Genomic DNA, 17073 nt, shown 5'->3' on the forward strand with positions numbered 1-17073 from the left:
AATGCGTGCCTTCCTCCGAGTCATCGTGCTCCTGCTCGCCGCGGCGGTGCTTCCGGCAGCGCTCGGCGCCCCCGCTGTCGTCGGCGCCCTCGCCCTGAACGAGCCGCGATCCGACGGCGCATCCCCGCCGCCCGCGCCGGCCGAATACGACCCGGCCCTGCCCACGGCCGTCGTCGTGGTCGGTGGCAGGGGCGCCGTCGTGTCGGACACGCTCGCCCCCTACGAGATCCTCGCCACGACGGGTGCCTTCAACGTCTACACCGTGGCATCCGATGCGAACCCCCTGCCATTGACCGGCGGACTCGACCTCGTGCCCGACCTCACCTTCGCAGAGCTCGAAGATCTCGTGGGCGGGCCGGCGGATCTCATCGTGGTCCCCGCGATGCCCGATGTCGGCCGGCCCACGACGAAGCCCGTCACCGACTGGCTCGAACGGCAAGCGAACGGCGGAACGCTGATCCTCAGCATCTGCAACGGGGCGGCCGTCGTCGCCTCGGCCGGGCTCCTCGACGGCCACCGGGCCACTGCGCACTGGCTGCGACTCGACGAATGGGCCGACACGTACCCGGCGGTCGAATGGGATCGCGGCACGAGGTACGTCGACGACGGCGACTTCGTCAGCACCGCCGGCATTCTGTCGGGCATCGATGGAACCCTGCACGTCGTCGATCGCCTCGTCGGCGGGGATGCTGCTGCCGAGGCGGCACGCGCGATCGAGTGGCCGCACTACGACCCCGAGGGCGCCGCACCCATCGAGGAGTCGCGGCTCGCGCCATCCGATGCGGTTGTGGCGTTCAACACGGCATTCGGCTGGGACCGGCCGCACGTCGGCGTCCAACTCACCGACGGGGTGGGCGAGATCGAGCTCGCCTCGGTGTTCGACACATACGGTCAATCGCTCGCCGTCGACACCGTCGCCGTGGGACCCGGACCGGTGCAGTCTCGGCACGGCCTCACCTTCGTGCCGCGTGCGGACGGGATCGGGCTCGGGCTCGACCGGCTCGTCCTGCCTGGAACGACCGGGCACGACGCGCTCCCCGGGATGGAGCCGGTGCAGCGGCCACACGAGGAGGCGGGCTTCGCATTCGACACGGTGCTGGAGGACCTCGCCCGAACGACCGACGCGGCCACTGCGCGATGGACTGCGAAGGTGCTCGAGTACCCCGTCGACGACCTGACGCTCGAGGGTCCGGTCTGGCCGTGGGCGGAGACGATCCGGCCCGTCGCCCTCGCCCTCCTCGGCGTGCTCATCGCGGTCGGCGTGTTCGCACTCCTCCGCGCCCGGAGGCGTCGTCGGGAGACCGGCTGAGCGTCGCGGCACCGTACGACGCGGGTACCCGCGACGTGCGGAGATCACTCCGAAGTACCAGGCGGGCGATACCGCGGACCGATGCGCCGACGACGATGGCGTTCATAGCGTCGAGATGTGGACGTTCTCAACGACTTCATCCTGCAGGCCGCGGCGTCGCCCTGGCTGCTCCTCATCATGTTCGCGACGGCCGTCATCGACGGCTTCTTCCCGCCGATCCCGAGCGAGATGGTGCTCGTGGCCGCCGCCGCCGTCGCGGCATCCGCCGGCGACCCCTCCACGCTGCTGCTGCTGTGCCTCGTCGCGGCGATCGGTGCGACGATCGGCGACAACATCGCGTGCGCGATCGGCGGCGCAGTCGGCACGACGCGATTCCGCTGGATGCGAGTTCCGCGGGTCTCCGCGGCCTTCGCTCGTGCTCAGCGAGCGCTGGTGCAGCGGGGCACGCCCGTCATCCTCGGTGCCCGCTACATCCCGGTCGGCCGCGTCGTCGTCAACATGTCGGCGGGTGCGTTGCGCTATCCCTGGCGCCGCTTCCTGCCCATCAGCGCCGTCGCCGGGGTGACGTGGGCGGTGTACAGCGCGACGATCGGGATCGTGGCGGGCCAGTGGCTCGAGGGCCGGCCGTTGCTCAGCGCCGTGATCGGCGTGGCTTTCGCCCTCGTGATCGGGCTGGTCATCGACCGCCTTACTGCGGCCCGTCGGCGACGCGAGACAACTGCCTCACGCAGCACCTCGGACGACCTCGTCAGGACGAGCGGGGCCTGACGCCGCGTCGTCGAGCTGTTGGCGCGCCTCGTCGAGGGTCTCGAGAATCGAGACGGTCTCATCGAGGGTGTGCACGGGCGACTCGGTTCGACCCTGGCCGACGAATCGCGCCAGTGCCGTCGCCTCCCACGACAGCCCGGCCATGGACGTCACTCCGGTGGGGTCGTTCCAGACGAGAGCGTTGCCGTCGTTGTCCGCGAGGCGGAGGGTGGTCGGCATGTAGAACGAGCCGGCCATCTCGAGCCTCGCCGCGGTGCCGGCGATGACCGCGGTCGACGGGGTGCGCACCACGAGCGTGGTGGTGAGGGTGGATTGGACGGAAGGCCCGTGTCCGAGCACGAGCGTCGAGTAGGCGTCCACGCCGGTGTCGAGGAGGCCGCCGATCGCAGTGATCGAGGTCGGCGCGCCCAGCACCATCGAATCCAGTTGGACGGGGTAGATGCCGAGGTCGAGCAGTGCCCCTCCGCCGAGTTCGCGGCGGTGGAGGCGGTGATGCGGGTAGTCGGGGATGGCCTGGCCGTGATCAGCGGCGATCGAGCGGATGTCTCCGAGCACCCCGTCGCGGACGAGCGCGCGCACCACGGAGGTCTGCGGCAGGTAGCGGCTCCACAGCGCCTCCATCAGCAGGATCCCGGCGCTTCGAGCGGCCGCGACCAGCACGCGAGCCTCGTCGGCGGTCGTCGCCATCGGCTTCTCGACGAGGACGTGCTTTCCCGCGGCGATGGCCAGGAGGCCCAGTGCGAGGTGCTCGCTCTGCGGCGCGGCGATGTAGACCACGTCGACCTCGGGGTCGGCGACGAGCTGCTCGTACGAGTCGTACGCCTTGGCGATACCGTGCTGTGCCGAGAACGATCGGGCGCGTTCAGCGGACCGCGATGCCACGGCGACGAATCGTTGATCGGTGTGCTCGTGCACGGCCGACACGAAGAGGTCCGCGATCCACCCCGGTGCCAGCAACCCCCAACGCAGCGCCGGTGCATCGGTACCGGGAGTGAAGAGCTCGGCTTCGGGGAACGTGGTGGGGAACAAGATCGGTACTCCTTGATTCTGCGCACGACGGCGCATCGGTTCGAACGGTTCAGGCGGAGGGAGTCATGGAGCGTCGGGTCGACGGTCGGCACCTGTCCAGGCGGAGAGCGTCCGATACTGGTCGCGGAGTCGCGCCGGGGCCTCGTGCTGCGGATCGGTGACGCTCGTCGTGTCGGGCCGGAGCTCGACGGCGACGTCGGCGACCGAACGCTCGCGGAGTACCGCCGACGCTTGGAGCGCCGCGCCGCGAGCGGTCGATTCCGCGGAGTCCCGCGTGCTGATCGGTCGGCCGAGGAGATCGGCGAGCAATTGCCGGAAGGCGGAGGACCGCGCGCCGCCGCCCGTGATCGTCACCTCGCCGTCGGCTGCTGCTCCGACTGCGCCGAGTCTCGCGTGCGCCTCGACCAGCCCCAGCAGAACGCCCTCGAACGCCGCCCGAGCCAGCTCCTCGCGGGTGGTCGTCGTGGTGAGACCGGCGAGCACCCCGACGGCGTCGGGCCGATTCGGGGTGCGTTCGCCATCGAGGAAGGCGGCGAGCACGGGGCGGTCGGCCGGGTTGCCGCGCAGCGCCAGTTCACCCAGCCCTTGGACGCTGACGCCGAGCATTCGCGCCGCCCAGTCGGTCACCTTCGTCGCGTTCAACGTGCAGGCGAGTGGGAGGTATCCGCCGACCGCGCTCGCGACACCGGTCACGATGCCTTCGGGGTCGAACACCGGGTGTGCACTCGCGGTCATCACCACGCCCGACGTGCCGAGGCTGTACGCAACGTCGCCGTTCGCGAGCCCGATCCCGACAGCACTGAGGTGCTGGTCGCCGCCGCCGGCGCCGACGAGGACGTCCCTGTCGAGGCCGAGCTCGTCGGCGACGGCCGCGGCGATCGTCCCTGCGGCTTCGTCGGGCCCCAGGACGGTGGGAAGCATCGTGTCCCAGTCTCGGGCGCCGATGACGCGATCGAGCAGGTCGGTGCGCCACCGCCCTTCGTGCGCCGCGAAGTACCCGGTGCCCGATGCGTCGGATCGATCGGTGACGAACCGGCCCGTGAGGCGGAAGGTCAGGTAGTCGTGCGGCAGCAGCACGGTGGCCGCCTGTCCCAGCAGTTCGGGCTTGTACTCGGCCATCCAGGCGAGCTTCGTGATCGTGAAGGCCGCGGTCGGGACCGAGCCGACGGCGTCGGCCCATCCTTTCCCGCCGAACTCGGTGAGGAGCCTGGCCGCCTGCGGTGCGGAGGTGGTGTCGTTCCACAGCTTCGCCGGATGCAGCGGGACACCGTCGTGGTCGAGGAGAACGAGTCCGTGACATTGCGCGCCGACGCTGATCGCGCGGATCTCCTGCGACCTCACCCCGGCATCCTGCGCGGCGGCGGCGAAGGCCGATGCGACGGCCGACCACCATGCGGACGGATGCTGCTCGCTCACCGGCGGAAAGGTCTCGGGGTGCGCCGCGCGCCCGGTGCCGAGCAACGCGCCGCTGTCGGCGTCGCGGAGTTCGACGGTGCTCGACTGAGTGGAGGCATCCACACCGGCGACGATCGGCATGCGGTCCTCCTCTTCCACGTCAGAGCCGTTCGGCTGGTCGGTGTCGCTCATTTGAGCGCCTTGCGTGCTCGTTTGTCTTCCAAGATAATGAGGAGTGCCGACCCGCGCAACCCGATCGAGAGGAATCCCAGTGTCGAAGCGCTCGATCAACGACATCGACCCGATCCTCGACCGGGCGCTCGCCGTGAACGCGGCGCGGCGCTTCTATCTCGATGATCAGAGCAAGGTCCAGATCGCCGACGAGCTCGGCGTCTCCCGGTTCAAGGTCGCCCGCCTCCTCGAAAGCGCCCGCGAATGGGGCATCGTGAACATCACGATCGCCGACGACGGAGTCGTCGATGAAGCACTGTCGGCCGCGCTCCGCGACCAACTCGGACTGCGGAGAGTGGTCGTCGTCGGAGCATCCGGGAACGAGGACGACGTTCGGCGCACCGTCGGGCGGGCGGCTGCCACGCTCCTCACCCAGACGCTGCAGGACGGCGAGACGCTCGGGATGGGATGGGGGCGGACCCTCGGCGCGACCGCCGAAGCGATCGACGATCTCCCGCGGATCTCCGTCGTGCAATTGACCGGAGCGACCGAGATGACCCCGGATCTCTCTCCGGTCGAGATCGTGCGACGCATCGGGCTTCGCTCGGGCGGCGATGTCCTCCCGTTGTTCGCGCCGCTCGTCGCCGACGATGTCGCCACCGCCCGCGCGTTCCGGAAACAATCCGACATCGCTCGCGTCCTTGAACGGCACGAGCAGGTGACCACCGCCGTGATGGCGGTCGGCAGCTGGAACCCGCCCTCGTCCCAGCTCTACGACGTCCTTGCGCCGGACGTCCGCCAGGACCTCGTCGACCGCGGCGCCGTCGCGGAGATCGGCGTCACCATGCTCGACACCCTGGGTCGCGAGATGGCACCCGACTTCGCCGATCGCTGCGTCGGAGTCACCACCGACCGGCTCCGAGCGACGCCGCGGGTCATCGCCGTCGCTGCGAGTGCCGCCAAGTCCGAGGCGGTGCTCGCGCTCGCACGATCCGGCCTCATCTCCGAACTCGTCGTCGACTCAGCCCTCGCTGGTGCGGCGCTCGCGCTGGGCGGGCGCACCGCCGCCGACTCATGAGCGATGTGCTCGTGCTCAGGCGGCGGTCAACGCCATCTCCGCGGTACGGACGTAGTCGAGCGAGCGGGCGACCGCTCCTCGTGCGACGGCGTCCGAGCCGAGTGGCGAGAGGCTGAACTGCGGAACGTAGAGGCAATACGGCGAAACCGCCGCCTCGAGCGCGCGCACGAACGGCAAGCCGGCCCGCGCGAACCCGCCGCCGACGACGACGATCTGCGGGTCGATGGCGAGGATGAGCGTCGCGAGTCCACCGGCGATCTCCTCGGCGAACGCGTTCACCGCCGCGACCGCGTGCGCCTCGCCACTCGCGGCTCCGGTCAGGAGTGAATCCACGCTCCGGTCACCCGCGCGTCGGTGGAACCGTTCCACGGCGTCGTTCCAACCGATCCTGGCGTTGGCGCCGATCTCACCGGCACCGCCGTGGTATCCACGGATGACCCGGCCGTCGACGATCAGGCCCGCCGCGATGCGATGGCCCGCGAGCAGGAAGATCGCGTCTGCAGCGCCGACCGCGTGGCCCCATGCCGCCTCGGCACGCGTCGCCAGTTTGGCGTCGTTGTCGAACGACACGTTGGATGCCGGGAAGGCGTTGCGGAGTCGTTGCGGAAGGTGCGATTCGAGCCAGTCGGGCACCACCGTGGTCAGAGCGATGTCGCCATCGGCATCGACGATCGCGGGTACCCCGACCGTGATCGCGCGGATCTGCGCCCCGTCGACCCCGGCAGCATCGAGTGAGTGCATGACCAGGTCGTGGATCGCGTTCCATGCGGCGTCGCCCGTCTCGAGGTCCAGCGCGCTCCGCCGTTCGGCGTGAAGGTGGTTTCCGCGGAGGTCGGCGACGATCACGGCGGCGTTGTGTGGGCCGACATCGATGCCGACGACGACTCCGGCGAGGGCTGCGAAGCGATAGCGGCGCGCGGGTCTCCCTGCCTTGTGCGGCGCGGCGGCGGCGGAGATCTCCTCCACCCATCCCTCGGCGGTGAGGTCGTTCAACGCTGCTTCGACCGTCGGCCGAGAGAGTGCCACCCGTGCAGCGAGTTCCGTGACGGAGCGTGGATCGCCGTCGTTGAAATGGAGTTCGCGGAGTACGGCGCGCGAGTTGATCCAGCGCAGCGTTGCAACGTCGCTCCCGCTCATCTGCGTCACAGCAGCCACCAACTTCCTGGGTCGTGACCGAAGTCTACAAAACGAAGGGCATTTGTGAAAATGTCCTGCGCGTGTTGACAGCCCGAGTCGGAGAGCGTAACGTCCCAAAACGAAAAGCCCTTGTGAAATACCCGAGGGGCCCACACAGCAGTCAACTAGGAGCATCATGCAACGGAGCAAGTTCGTCCTCTCCGCTCTCGGCGCGTTCGCCGTCGCGGGCCTTCTTGCCGGGTGCGCGCCCGGCGCATCGAGCAGTTCGAGCGGTCCTCGCGAAGAGGCGAGCAAGGACCTCGGTGCCGAGGAGATCACGCTCAGCCTCGTTTCGACGCCGGAGTCGGGTGAGTCCACGAAGGCGACGATCGCCGCGTTCGAGGAGCAGTTCCCGAACGTGACCGTCGACTACACGCAGACGAACTACGAGGACTACAACAAGAGCGTCAATCTCGCGCTCAGCTCGGACGAGTCCCCCGACATCGTCCTGCTCAACAGCGTCGCGAACACGGTCAAGAACGACCTCGTGCTCGACCTCGACCCGTACGCCGAGCTGTACGACTGGGCGGACGTCTACCCGAGCAACCAGCTCGACCAGTGGCGGGTCGCCGAAGACGGCACGACATTGGGACCCGGCGGCTCGCTCTACGCCGCACCAGCCGGCTTCTCGATCGTCGGTCTGTATTACAACAAGGCGATCGCGGCGAAGCTCGGCATCACCGAGGCGCCGACGAGCCTCGACGCATTCGAAGCAGACCTCGCGAAGGCGCAGGCGGCGGGCGTGCTGCCGCTGCAGCTCGGCAACTCGCAGGGGCACTCGAGTTTCGTCGTGCAGCTGATGGGGCAGGCTGCCGATGGAGCGGCCGAGGCTGCGAAGTGGGTCTTCGGGGCTGCCGGCAGCGACTTCGCCACAGACGGCAACACCGTTGCTGCCACCAAGCTCGCCGACTGGGCTGCGAAGGGATACATCCCCGCCGACGCCAACGGCGTCGACCTGCAGGGTGCGGTCGACAACTTCGTGCAGGGCGAGGGCCTCTTCTTCGTCGACGGCAACTGGGATGCCTCCAAGATCGGCGACGGACTCGGCGCGGATGCCGGGTTCGCACCCTTCCCCGGCGAGAACGTGACCGCGATCGGCACCTCGGTCGCCTATGCGATCTCGTCGAAGAGCGAGCATCCCAACGCGGCTGCCGCGTTCCTCGACTTCCTCAACTCTCCCGAGGCGTCCGAGCAGCAGTTCGCCCAGGGCTTCATGCCCGTCGACCCGTCGGCGGCCACGCCTGAGCCCGGCACGGTCAAGGAGGCCATCGTGAACGCCTGGAGCCAGGTCGTCGAGTCGAACGGCTTGGTCGGCTTCAACAACAACGCAACGGCGACGATGAACGACACGCTCACCGCTGCCAGCCAGGAACTCCTCGCGGCGAAGATCTCGCCCGAGGACTTCATCTCCCAGGTTCAGGCCGATTGGGCCCAGACGCATGGTCAGGGCTGACCTGCGGAACCGCTCGGCCAGCGCGAATGCGGGGGCGTCGATCAACGGCGCTCCCGCCCCCGCCTCAGCCGGCGCGGTCGAGGCCGACCGGGTCGCGCCCTCCGCGGTCGGTACTTCGAAGGTCGATACCTCGAAGCCGGAACGTCATCGGCCGGCACTTCGCCGCTCGCATCGTCGACAGGCGCGCACTGCACTGCTCTACATATTGCCGGCCTTCGTCTTCTACGGATTGTTCGTGGCTGCACCCTGGCTGCACAGCATCTGGATCTCGTTCTACGACTGGGACGGAATCGGACCGTCAACCTGGGTGGGCCTCGAGAACTACGTGGCGGTGCTCACGGAGCCACTGCTGCAGAGGGCGCTCCTGAACGGGCTCGGATTCATCGTCTTCTACACGGTGCTCCCCGTCGGCCTGGGCCTCGTCATCGCCGCCGTCATCGCAGCTCGGCAGCGTCGTGGCGCGGGCATCCTGCGCACGATCCTCTTCCTGCCGCAGATCCTCCCGCTCGTCGCGGTCGGCGTGATCTGGCGCTATCTCTACGGCACTGACGGCCCGATCAACCAGGTGCTCACCGGTGCCGGCCTGGGCGACCTCACCCGCGCATGGCTCGGCGACTTCGAATGGGCCTACTTCGCGGTCGGCTTCGTCGGGACCTGGGTGACGACCGGACTCTGCACCATGCTGCTCCTCGCGGGCATGCAGAAGATCGATCCGTCCCTGTACGAGGCGGCGCGGATCGACCGTGCGGGCGCCGTGCGCCAATTCTTCCACGTGACCCTGCCGGGCCTGCGGCCCGAGATCGTGATCGCCGTCACCGTGACCATCATCTCCGCACTCGCGAGCTTCGACGTCGTCTACGTCACCACTGGCGGGGGCCCCGGTCGCACGACGACCGTGCCGGGCGTGCTCATCTACCAACTCGTCTTCACCTCGAACCGGGTCGGTGTCGCCTGCGCCCTCGCGACCGTGCTCAGCGCGCTGATCCTCGCCATCGTCGCCGTCGTCGGTCGACTCGGAAAGGAGCGATCATGAACCGCGTCGCCTCACGCGTTCTCTCGAACGCCTTCCTCCTGATCGCGGCAGCATCGGTGGTCATCCCGTTCCTCGCGCTCATGAGCGCAGCCCTGCAGCCGAGCAGCACCCTGGCGCCGCGCCTCGAGTGGCCGAGCGATCCGCAGTGGTCGAACTTCGCCGAGGCATGGACCGCAGCGGGCTTCGCCTCGCTGATCCGATCGAGCGCGATCATCGCGCTCGTGGTGGTGCCGATCGCGTTGATCTGCGCGACCCTCGCCGGCTACGCCATGGGAACCATGCGGTTGCGTGGAAAGGGTGCGCTCTTCGCGTTCTTCATCGCCGGGCTGACGCTGCCGTATGAGGCGATCGTGATCCCGCTGTACTTCGACTTCCGAAGCATCGGGCTGATCGACACCTACTGGGCGGTGATCTTGCCACTGGCCGGTGCGTTCATGCCGTTCGGGATCTTCTGGATGCGGTCGCACTTCGAGGCGATTCCGCGCGAACTCATCGAGGCCGCCGAGCTGGACGGCGCTTCGAGCTTCCGTGTCCTCACCCAGGTGCTCCTGCCGACCGCGCGCCCCGCCCTCGTCACCCTCGGACTGCTCAACTTCATGTGGGCGTGGAACCAGTTCCTCCTCGCCCTCATCCTGCTCAGGGATCCCTCCATGCGCACCGCCCCGTCGGGCCTCGGTACGTTCGTGCAGCAGTACGGCGAGAACATCCCCCTGCTGGCCGCCGGCACGCTCATCGTCATCGCGCCGATCGTCATCCTCTATTTCATCTTCCAGCGGCAGTTCATCAGCGGCATGCTGCAAGGCGCGATCAAGTGAGCGCCGGCACCGACCAGAAAGTCCCATCAATGCCCGACATCGTGCGTCTCGCCATCATCGGAGCCGGATCCCGCGGCACCAACTACGCCCGCTTGGCGACAGCTTCCGGTCGCGGGGCAGTCGTCGCCGTCGTCGACCCCGACCCCCGACGACGCGCCTCATTCGCGGCGGAGTACGAGCTCCCCGAGACATCCGTCTTCGCCGACTGGCGAGACCTCGCAGCCCTGCCGAGGCTCGCGGATGCCGCGGTGATCGCGACCCCGGATCGCCTCCACACCGACCCGGCCATCGCCTTCGCCGATGCCGGATATCACCTCCTCCTCGAGAAGCCGATGGCGCCCACCGCCGCGGACAGCGAACGGATCGTCGAGGCAGCGGAACGCAACGATGTACTGCTCATGGTGTGTCATGTGATGCGGTACAGCGGGTACAGTCGCGCCCTGAAGGAACTGCTCGACGCCGGTCGAATCGGCGAGATCATCTCGGTCGAGCATCTCGAGCCCATCGGCTGGTGGCATTTCGCGCACTCGTACGTTCGCGGCAACTGGGCGAGGGAGGCCGAGTCCAGCTCGATGCTCATGGCGAAGTCGAGCCACGACCTCGACTGGCTCAGCCACATCATCGGCGAGCCGGTTCGTCGAGTCTCCTCATTCGGCAGCCTGAGTTTCTTCACCCCGGCGAACAAGCCTGCAACGGCTGCCGAACGATGTGTCGACTGCCCGCTCGTGGGCACCTGCGCCTACTCCGCTCCGCGGATCTACGAGCGGTTCCTCGGGGACCCGGTCGGCGAGCGTTGGCCTCTCGCGGTACTCGCCGACCCGGTCACTCCCGAACGGATCGGCGAGGCGCTCCGCACCGGGCCGTACGGCGCCTGTGTGTTCAACGGAGACAACGACGTCGCCGACCATCAGGTGGTGAACCTCGAATACGCGAACGGGGCGACCGCGTCGTTCACCGTCACCGCATTCACCGAACTCGACTTCCGCAAGACGAGAATCTTCGGCAGCCGGGGAAGCATCGACGGTGACGGCCGGAACCTCGTCATCCACGACTTCGAGACCGACAAGAAGGAGACGATCGAAACCGCGATCGATGGCGGCGCCAGTGCGGCCGATGGCCACGGTGGTGCAGACACGGCGCTCATCGATGCGTTCCTCACCGCGGTGCGTTCGGGTGATCGCGCGCTCGTCGAGTCCGGCGGACGGGAGAGCCTGCGTTCACACGAGATCGTCTGGGCCGCCGAAGCGGCCCGCCGAAGCGGCACCGTCGTCGAGATCCGCACGGCAACCGAGGCCGTGCTCGCGACCCCGTGAACACGGGGTCGCGCCGACGTCACCGAGGACGCACGTCATCCATGCTGACGAAGCCGATCGCCGCGAAGTAACACTTGGAGAAGTCCACCGAGGCGTCGCGCAGCTGCGTGTTGTCGATGACGTAGGCGATGTTCACCGGGAAGTCCTGCATGGCGAGGTGGATCGTCTCGCCCGCCACCCGGGCGCACATCACCAGCCCGAAGATGACGAGGTCGACCGAGCCGTCGTCGTGCACCCGGATCATCTGAGGGTCGGCCGCACCCGGGTCGACCCCGGCCTGCTCGAGGGCTGCCAGGGAAGTGCGGAAGTGGATCGGCTTCTTCGCGACGGCCAGGCTGTAGTCGGGTCGGTCGGACCCCGGCAGGATCCGCACCAGCTCGGCGTGCACGGGCAATTGCTCCAGGAGGTCGTCCGGCGCCGAGTCGATGCTGGTGATGACGATCTTCGGGCGCACATTGGGCTGAGTCACGCTCGAAGCCTAGCTTCGGCGACCGTCGTGCAACGGTGATGGCGGCGGCCGGCGCGCGGTCAGGATCTTCGGCCTCGTGAACGGGCGGATGACCACCCTTCCGCTACCATGCATCGACTGGTACCGTGCATCACATGTATCCGGCCGATCGCGTCCAGACGAATCTCCGCAAGGGAGTGCTCGAATGGTGCGCGCTCGCCATCGTTCGCCGGGGCGACGTGTACGGTCGCGATCTCGCCAAAACCCTCTTCGACCTGGGGCTGCTCGCGAGTGAAGGCTCGCTGTACCCATTGCTCGCGCGTCTGCGCGCGTCGGGCTGGGTGGAGACCGACTGGCAGGAGTCGGCCGTCGGTCCGCCGCGCAGGTACTACCGGCTCACCGCGGCGGGAGCTGACGCCGTCGTCGGCTTCGAGGCCAGCTGGCGGGGATTCGCGACATCCGTCGATGCCGCGCTGGCGCAGGGCGACGATGACGGCGACGATGACCGCGGCGCGAAGACGGACGACGAGAGGACGACACGATGACCGAGCTGCACACCGACCCGAGAGTCGACGCCTACCTCACCGAGGTGCGTCGCGCGGTCGCGGCGATCGACCCCACGCAGGCCGAGGGAATCGTGGCGGAACTCGCCGAGCATGTGCGCCAGGCCGCAGACGACGCCGAGCGCACGGGAACCCGACTCGATGTGCGTCAGGTGCTCCGAGAGCTGGGCGATCCAGCACTGGTCGCGGCCGCCGTCGAGCGTCCGGCGTCCGCGCCGGCGCCTGCGAGCGAGACGCGCTCCGCGACCACTGCATCGGTCGCGGCCGTCGAGCCGGCGATGGAGCGAATCTTCGGCTCCCCGGTCGCCGTCATCGTGACGCTGCTCATGCTGCTGACCGGAATGCTGGTGTCGCCGCTCGTGTCGCTTTCTGGGCTAATTCTGCTCTGGTGCTCGCCTCGATGGACGATCGGCGACAAGCTGGTCGGGACGGTTCTGAGCCCGGTCGTGCTCGTGTTCGGCCTTCCGTTCCTCAGCATCGTGTCCGGCCCGATCGCTTGGTCGTTCGCGATGTCGACACCGCTCATCGTCGTTCTGTTCCTCTTGCTTCGACTCCGCCGCCGGAAGGAGGACGGCGCTGCACGCGTCCTGCAGGTGCCGCGGGCCGGTGCCCACGAGATGCCGCGGCATGGAGTACTCGGCCGACTCGACCGATGGCCCGCTGCGACCGTCGTCATCGCCGCTGCACCCGTCGGTCTCCTCGTCGTCGTGGCCTCGGCGCTCGCGACCCGAAGCTGGGCCTGGCTCCCGGTGACGGCGTCGATCGCTGCGGCACTTGTCATCATCGGCATCGCCGTCCTCTCGGCCTCCCGCGGCTGGAGCGCCGCCGAGCGGACGGTCGGCTTCGCAGCGATCGCAACCACGGCCGGAGCCCTGGCGCCGGTCGTGACCGCCGTGAGTGCGTCAGTCTCAGTGATCGAGGTCTGCACCGGCGACCAATGCCGCACCATCGCACCGGCACTGCCAGATGCTGCTGCGCTCCTCGACCCGATCGCGCGGTATGTGCTGCTGCCGATGGTGTTCGCCGCGGGGTGGACCGCTGCTCGCTTCAGGGCGGCGGGTTCCATCGGACCAACGGGCACCGCCACGACGAGCCGCAACGGTTCGTTCGCCATCGCCGGCCTGGTGGTCATGTCAGCAGTCGTGCCGCCCGCCGTCGTCATGATGAGCACCGGCAACATGTTCGCCGCGGTACTCGCCGTCGCTGCCATCGGCGCGTGGCTCACCGGCGTCGTCCTGGTGTTGCGGTCCGCGAGCTGGACCGCAGTGGACCGCTGGCTCGTCACGGTGCCGGTGCCGGCGCTCCTGGCGTTCTCCTTCCTCTTCCTGATCGGCCCGGGTGGGCAGCCTGTGACCGGGCACTATGCCTCATACCCGGCGGAGGTCCCGTTCGATGCGGCGTCGATGGCGTTGACCCTCGGGCTCGTGTGCTTGGTGGTGCAGGTGGCGATCGCGATCCGCCTGCTCGTCGCCCGACGATCCGCCAGCGGTGGAGTTCTTGAGCAGCGCCCGTCGGGCGTGCTCTGAAGCGGATGATGGCGACCGTCGTGCAACGGTGATGGCGCCGGCATCCGGAGCAGGTGCAGCGGTGTTACCGTGTGCCCATGCGCTGGGGTCGGAGGTACTTCGCCGTGCAGGCGGTCGCCGGTGCGGCGTGGTGGGTCGCCGTGTTCCTGTCGCCCGTCGTGCGCGAGGCGACGCTCGGCGGACTGGACCCGGTCATGGTCGCTGCCCTCGACGTGCCGCTCTTCGTCGGCGCTTCGGCGGCGGCCGCGTTCGGGATCCGGTTCGCTGCTGTCGTGGCCACGGGATGGACGATCGCCGTCACGGTGGCGTTGGCCGCGTACGCGACCCTCACGTCGGAGGCGGGCTGGGGCGTGCTCTTCATGACCGCCGCTGCCGGTGCATCCGTCTTCGCCCTGTGCCTCCTGCTCCTCGGGCGAGTGCCGACCGAGTGGATCCTTGTCGGACCGTTCGCCTTCGCGCCTGCCGATGCCCGGGCCGGCACCCGGGTGCACGCCGCCCGTACCGCGGCCCAGATCGTCGTGTTCTGGGGGCTGTTCCTCGTGGTCGGCCCGCTCGTCATCGACCTGCTCGAGCAGCGTTGGGGACTCGCGGCCGGGTTCCCGCCGTTCCTCCGGATCGCCGGATCCGTCGTGCTGTTGCTCGCGAGCGCGCTGGGTATCTGGTCGGCCGCGGCCATGTCGACCAAGGGCGACGGCACTCCGCTGCCTGCGGCGATGCCGAATCGTCTCGTGATCGCCGGCCCGTATCGATACGTCCGCAATCCGATGGCGATCTCGGGAATCGTCCAGGGCGTCGCGGTGGGGCTCCTCCTCTCCTCCTGGCTCGTCGTCGTGTACGCGGTCCTCGGATCGCTCGTGTGGAATTTCGCAGTGCGTCCGCACGAGGAATCCGACCTCGAGGCGCGCTTCGGGGACGAGTTCCGGCGCTATCGCGCAGCGGTGCGCTGCTGGTGGCCGCGGATTCGCCGCAGGGGTTATGCTGAGTGCGCGATATGAGAATGAAGCGTTCGATTATCGAACATGCCCGAGTCGGCCGACGGCCATCGAGGCATGCCCACAGAGCAGTGAGGAGAAGCTGTGCAGTTCCACCACCATGGCTACGTGTCCGGTGACCCGCGGGTGCAGCCCGCGGCCGGCGTCGGCATCGACCGCCCCGAGGAGCTGCCAGACGAGATCGACGTGCTCATCGTCGGCTCGGGCCCGGCCGGGATGCTGCTCGCGGCGCAGCTCTCGCAGTACCCCAGCGTCGTCACGCGCATCGTCGAGCGTCGTGACGGCCGCCTCGTGCTCGGGCAGGCCGACGGCATCCAGCCGCGCAGCGTCGAGACCTTCCAGCTGTTCGGCTTCGCCGAGCGCATCACCGCCGAGGCCTACAACATCGGCTACATGAACTTCTGGGGGCCCGACCCCGAGGCGCCGCAGAACATCATCCGCACGTCGCGCACTGAAGACTACGGCTACAAGATCAGCGAGTTCCCCCACCTGATCGTCAACCAGGCGCGCGTGCTCGACTACTTCGCCGAAGCCGCCGTCCACGGTCCCGGGCGCATCGCACCCGACTACGGCGTCGAATTCACCGGGCTCACCGTGCACGAGGCCGGCACGCCCGAGGCGGGCGACCACCCCGTCGAGGTGCGGCTCCGCTACGTCGCCGGTGAGCGCGCCGGCGAGGAGCGCACGGTGCGCGCCAAGTACGTCGCCGGGTGCGACGGCGCCCGCAGCGGCGTGCGCGAGGCCATCGGGCGCAAGCACCTCGGCGACATCGCGGCGCACGCCTGGGGCGTGATGGACGTGGTGGTCAACACGGACTTCCCGGACTGGCGCACCAAGTGCGCGATCAACTCGGTCGCGGGCAACATCCTGCACATCCCCCGCGAGGGCGGGTACCTCAGCCGCATGTACATCGACCTCGGCGAGGTCGCTCGAGACGACAACCACGAGGTGCGGAAGACCCCCATCGAGGCGATCATCGCCAAGGCGAACGACATCCTGCACCCGTACACGCTCGACGTGCGCGACGTCGCCTGGTTCAGCGTCTACGAGGTCGGGCACCGGGTCACCGACCACTTCGACGATCGTTCGAGCGATGATGCGGATGCCTCGCCGCGCGTGTTCCTCACCGGTGACGCGTGCCACACGCACAGCGCGAAAGCCGGTCAGGGCATGAACGTGTCGATGCAGGACGGCTTCAACCTCGGCTGGAAGCTCGGCTCGGTGGTGTCGGGCCTTGCGCCCGAGACGCTCCTCTCGACCTACTCGGCCGAGCGGCAGCCCGTCGCCCAGCAGCTCATCGACTTCGACCGCGAGTGGTCGTCGCTCATGGCGCGCAAGCCCGAGGAGATCTCCGACCCGCAGGAGCTCGCGACCTTCTATCTCGGCACCGCCGAGTTCCCGTCGGGCTTCATGACGCAGTACGGGCCGTCGATGATCACGGGCGACGCCGAGCACCAGGGGCTGGCGACCGGGTTCCCGATCGGCAAGCGCTTCAAGTCCTCGCAGGTGTCGTTCGTCTGCGACGGCAACGTCGTGCACCTCGGCCACCACGCGAAGGCCGACGGCCGCTGGCGCGTGTACGCCTTCGCCGATGCGCCCGGTGCCGGCGAGGCATCCGCCCTGACCGAATGGGCTGAATGGATGTCGTCGCCCGATGCGCCGCCGGCGCGCTTCACCCCGCAGGGCGCCGACGTCGACGCGGTGTTCGACGTCAAGGTGATCTACCAGCAGCCGCACGAGGCGATCGACATCACCCGCGCGCCCGAGGTGTTCCGGCCGAAGAGCGGACCGCTCGGCCTCATGGACTGGGAGAAGGTCTTCGCCGCGGCAGCGAGCTACTGGTGCCCGACCGACATCTTCGAGGAGCGCGGCATCTCGCGCGGCGGCGCCGTCGTCGTGGTGCGACCCGACGGGTACGTCGCGCACGTGCTGCCGTTGTCGGCGACCGCCGAACTCGGCGACTTCTTCGCAGGGCAGATGCTCGCGCGGTAGGCGTTCGCGAAC

15 protein-coding genes are annotated in these 17073 nt (G+C 68.8%); 11 read left to right on the forward strand and 4 right to left on the reverse strand.

Translation table 11 applies throughout. From position 1 onward, the window contains the following. The first annotated feature begins 1 nt into the window (after position 1). Positions 2–1309, forward strand: a complete 1308-nt coding sequence (locus ESP57_RS10980; protein WP_129231554.1) for a DJ-1/PfpI family protein — start codon at positions 2–4, stop codon at positions 1307–1309. Positions 1310–1426: 117 nt separating this feature from the next. Next, positions 1427–2077: a DedA family protein gene (locus tag ESP57_RS10985; protein WP_129231555.1), complete on the forward strand. Its 651-nt coding sequence runs from the start codon at positions 1427–1429 to the stop codon at positions 2075–2077. Here ESP57_RS10985 and ESP57_RS10990 read toward each other — a convergent pair. Both ESP57_RS10990 and xylB read right to left on the reverse strand, forming a co-directional pair. Then, complete coding sequence (locus ESP57_RS10990; RefSeq protein ID WP_129231556.1) at positions 2033–3106, reverse strand: Gfo/Idh/MocA family protein; 1074 nt, start codon at positions 3104–3106, stop codon at positions 2033–2035. The genes ESP57_RS10985 and ESP57_RS10990 overlap by 45 nt on opposite strands. A 63-nt stretch (positions 3107–3169) precedes the next feature. Continuing rightward, entirely contained in the window at positions 3170–4693 is a 1524-nt protein-coding gene (gene xylB, locus ESP57_RS10995) for a xylulokinase (protein ID WP_165877441.1), read from the reverse strand. A gap of 79 nt (positions 4694–4772) precedes the next feature. Between xylB and ESP57_RS11000 the strand changes: the two genes are divergently transcribed. Further along, positions 4773–5750, forward strand: a complete 978-nt coding sequence (locus ESP57_RS11000; RefSeq protein WP_165877442.1) for a sugar-binding transcriptional regulator — start codon at positions 4773–4775, stop codon at positions 5748–5750. Positions 5751–5765: 15 nt separating this feature from the next. Here the strand turns inward: ESP57_RS11000 and ESP57_RS11005 are convergent, their stop codons facing one another. Continuing rightward, positions 5766–6905, reverse strand: a complete 1140-nt coding sequence (locus tag ESP57_RS11005) for an ROK family transcriptional regulator (protein WP_165877443.1) — start codon at positions 6903–6905, stop codon at positions 5766–5768. A gap of 157 nt (positions 6906–7062) precedes the next feature. Between ESP57_RS11005 and ESP57_RS11010 the strand changes: the two genes are divergently transcribed. The 4 genes from ESP57_RS11010 (at position 7063) to ESP57_RS11025 (ending at position 11540) form a co-directional block, all read left to right on the forward strand. Next, complete coding sequence (locus tag ESP57_RS11010) at positions 7063–8379, forward strand: ABC transporter substrate-binding protein (RefSeq protein WP_129231560.1); 1317 nt, start codon at positions 7063–7065, stop codon at positions 8377–8379. A 235-nt stretch (positions 8380–8614) separates the two neighbouring features. Then, positions 8615–9412 (forward strand): carbohydrate ABC transporter permease, encoded by a 798-nt coding sequence (locus ESP57_RS11015; protein WP_243648483.1) that lies wholly within the window; start codon positions 8615–8617, stop codon positions 9410–9412. Next, positions 9409–10227: a carbohydrate ABC transporter permease gene (locus tag ESP57_RS11020; RefSeq protein ID WP_056007197.1), complete on the forward strand. Its 819-nt coding sequence runs from the start codon at positions 9409–9411 to the stop codon at positions 10225–10227. Before ESP57_RS11015 ends, ESP57_RS11020 begins: the two co-directional genes overlap by 4 nt. Before the next feature lie 29 nt (positions 10228–10256). Next, positions 10257–11540, forward strand: a complete 1284-nt coding sequence (locus tag ESP57_RS11025) for a Gfo/Idh/MocA family protein (protein ID WP_129231562.1) — start codon at positions 10257–10259, stop codon at positions 11538–11540. 19 nt (positions 11541–11559) lie between these two features. Here the strand turns inward: ESP57_RS11025 and ESP57_RS11030 are convergent, their stop codons facing one another. Then, on the reverse strand, positions 11560–12009 hold the full coding sequence (locus ESP57_RS11030) for a hypothetical protein (protein ID WP_129231563.1): 450 nt from the start codon (positions 12007–12009) through the stop codon (positions 11560–11562). A 134-nt stretch (positions 12010–12143) separates the two neighbouring features. On the opposite strand from ESP57_RS11030, the gene ESP57_RS11035 reads away from it, so the two are divergent. The 4 genes from ESP57_RS11035 (at position 12144) to ESP57_RS11050 (ending at position 17061) form a co-directional block, all read left to right on the forward strand. Further along, on the forward strand, positions 12144–12533 hold the full coding sequence (locus tag ESP57_RS11035; RefSeq protein ID WP_056007206.1) for a PadR family transcriptional regulator: 390 nt from the start codon (positions 12144–12146) through the stop codon (positions 12531–12533). Then, positions 12530–14077, forward strand: coding sequence for an HAAS signaling domain-containing protein (locus ESP57_RS11040; RefSeq protein WP_129231564.1), 1548 nt, complete (start codon positions 12530–12532; stop codon positions 14075–14077). The genes ESP57_RS11035 and ESP57_RS11040 overlap by 4 nt, the downstream gene beginning before the upstream one ends. A 77-nt stretch (positions 14078–14154) precedes the next feature. Further along, the gene (locus tag ESP57_RS11045; RefSeq protein WP_129231565.1) at positions 14155–15072 is read left to right on the forward strand and encodes a methyltransferase family protein; all 918 of its coding nucleotides are present in this window, start codon (positions 14155–14157) and stop codon (positions 15070–15072) included. Between the two features lie 81 nt (positions 15073–15153). Beyond that, complete coding sequence (locus tag ESP57_RS11050) at positions 15154–17061, forward strand: FAD-dependent monooxygenase (RefSeq protein ID WP_129231566.1); 1908 nt, start codon at positions 15154–15156, stop codon at positions 17059–17061. Positions 17062–17073: the final 12 nt, after the last annotated feature.

The organism is Agromyces fucosus, from assembly GCF_004134865.1.
Lineage (GTDB): Bacteria > Actinomycetota > Actinomycetes > Actinomycetales > Microbacteriaceae > Agromyces > Agromyces fucosus.

Coding starts and splice junctions, on each gene's coding strand:
- ESP57_RS10980 (WP_129231554.1), top strand. CDS start 2: ATGCGTGCCTTCCTCCGAGTCATCGTGCTCCTGCTCGCCGCGGCGGTG.
- xylB (WP_165877441.1), bottom strand. CDS start 4,693: ATGAGCGACACCGACCAGCCGAACGGCTCTGACGTGGAAGAGGAGGAC.
- ESP57_RS11010 (WP_129231560.1), top strand. CDS start 7,063: ATGCAACGGAGCAAGTTCGTCCTCTCCGCTCTCGGCGCGTTCGCCGTC.
- ESP57_RS11020 (WP_056007197.1), top strand. CDS start 9,409: ATGAACCGCGTCGCCTCACGCGTTCTCTCGAACGCCTTCCTCCTGATC.
- ESP57_RS11025 (WP_129231562.1), top strand. CDS start 10,257: ATGCCCGACATCGTGCGTCTCGCCATCATCGGAGCCGGATCCCGCGGC.
- ESP57_RS11035 (WP_056007206.1), top strand. CDS start 12,144: ATGTATCCGGCCGATCGCGTCCAGACGAATCTCCGCAAGGGAGTGCTC.
- ESP57_RS11040 (WP_129231564.1), top strand. CDS start 12,530: ATGACCGAGCTGCACACCGACCCGAGAGTCGACGCCTACCTCACCGAG.
- ESP57_RS11045 (WP_129231565.1), top strand. CDS start 14,155: ATGCGCTGGGGTCGGAGGTACTTCGCCGTGCAGGCGGTCGCCGGTGCG.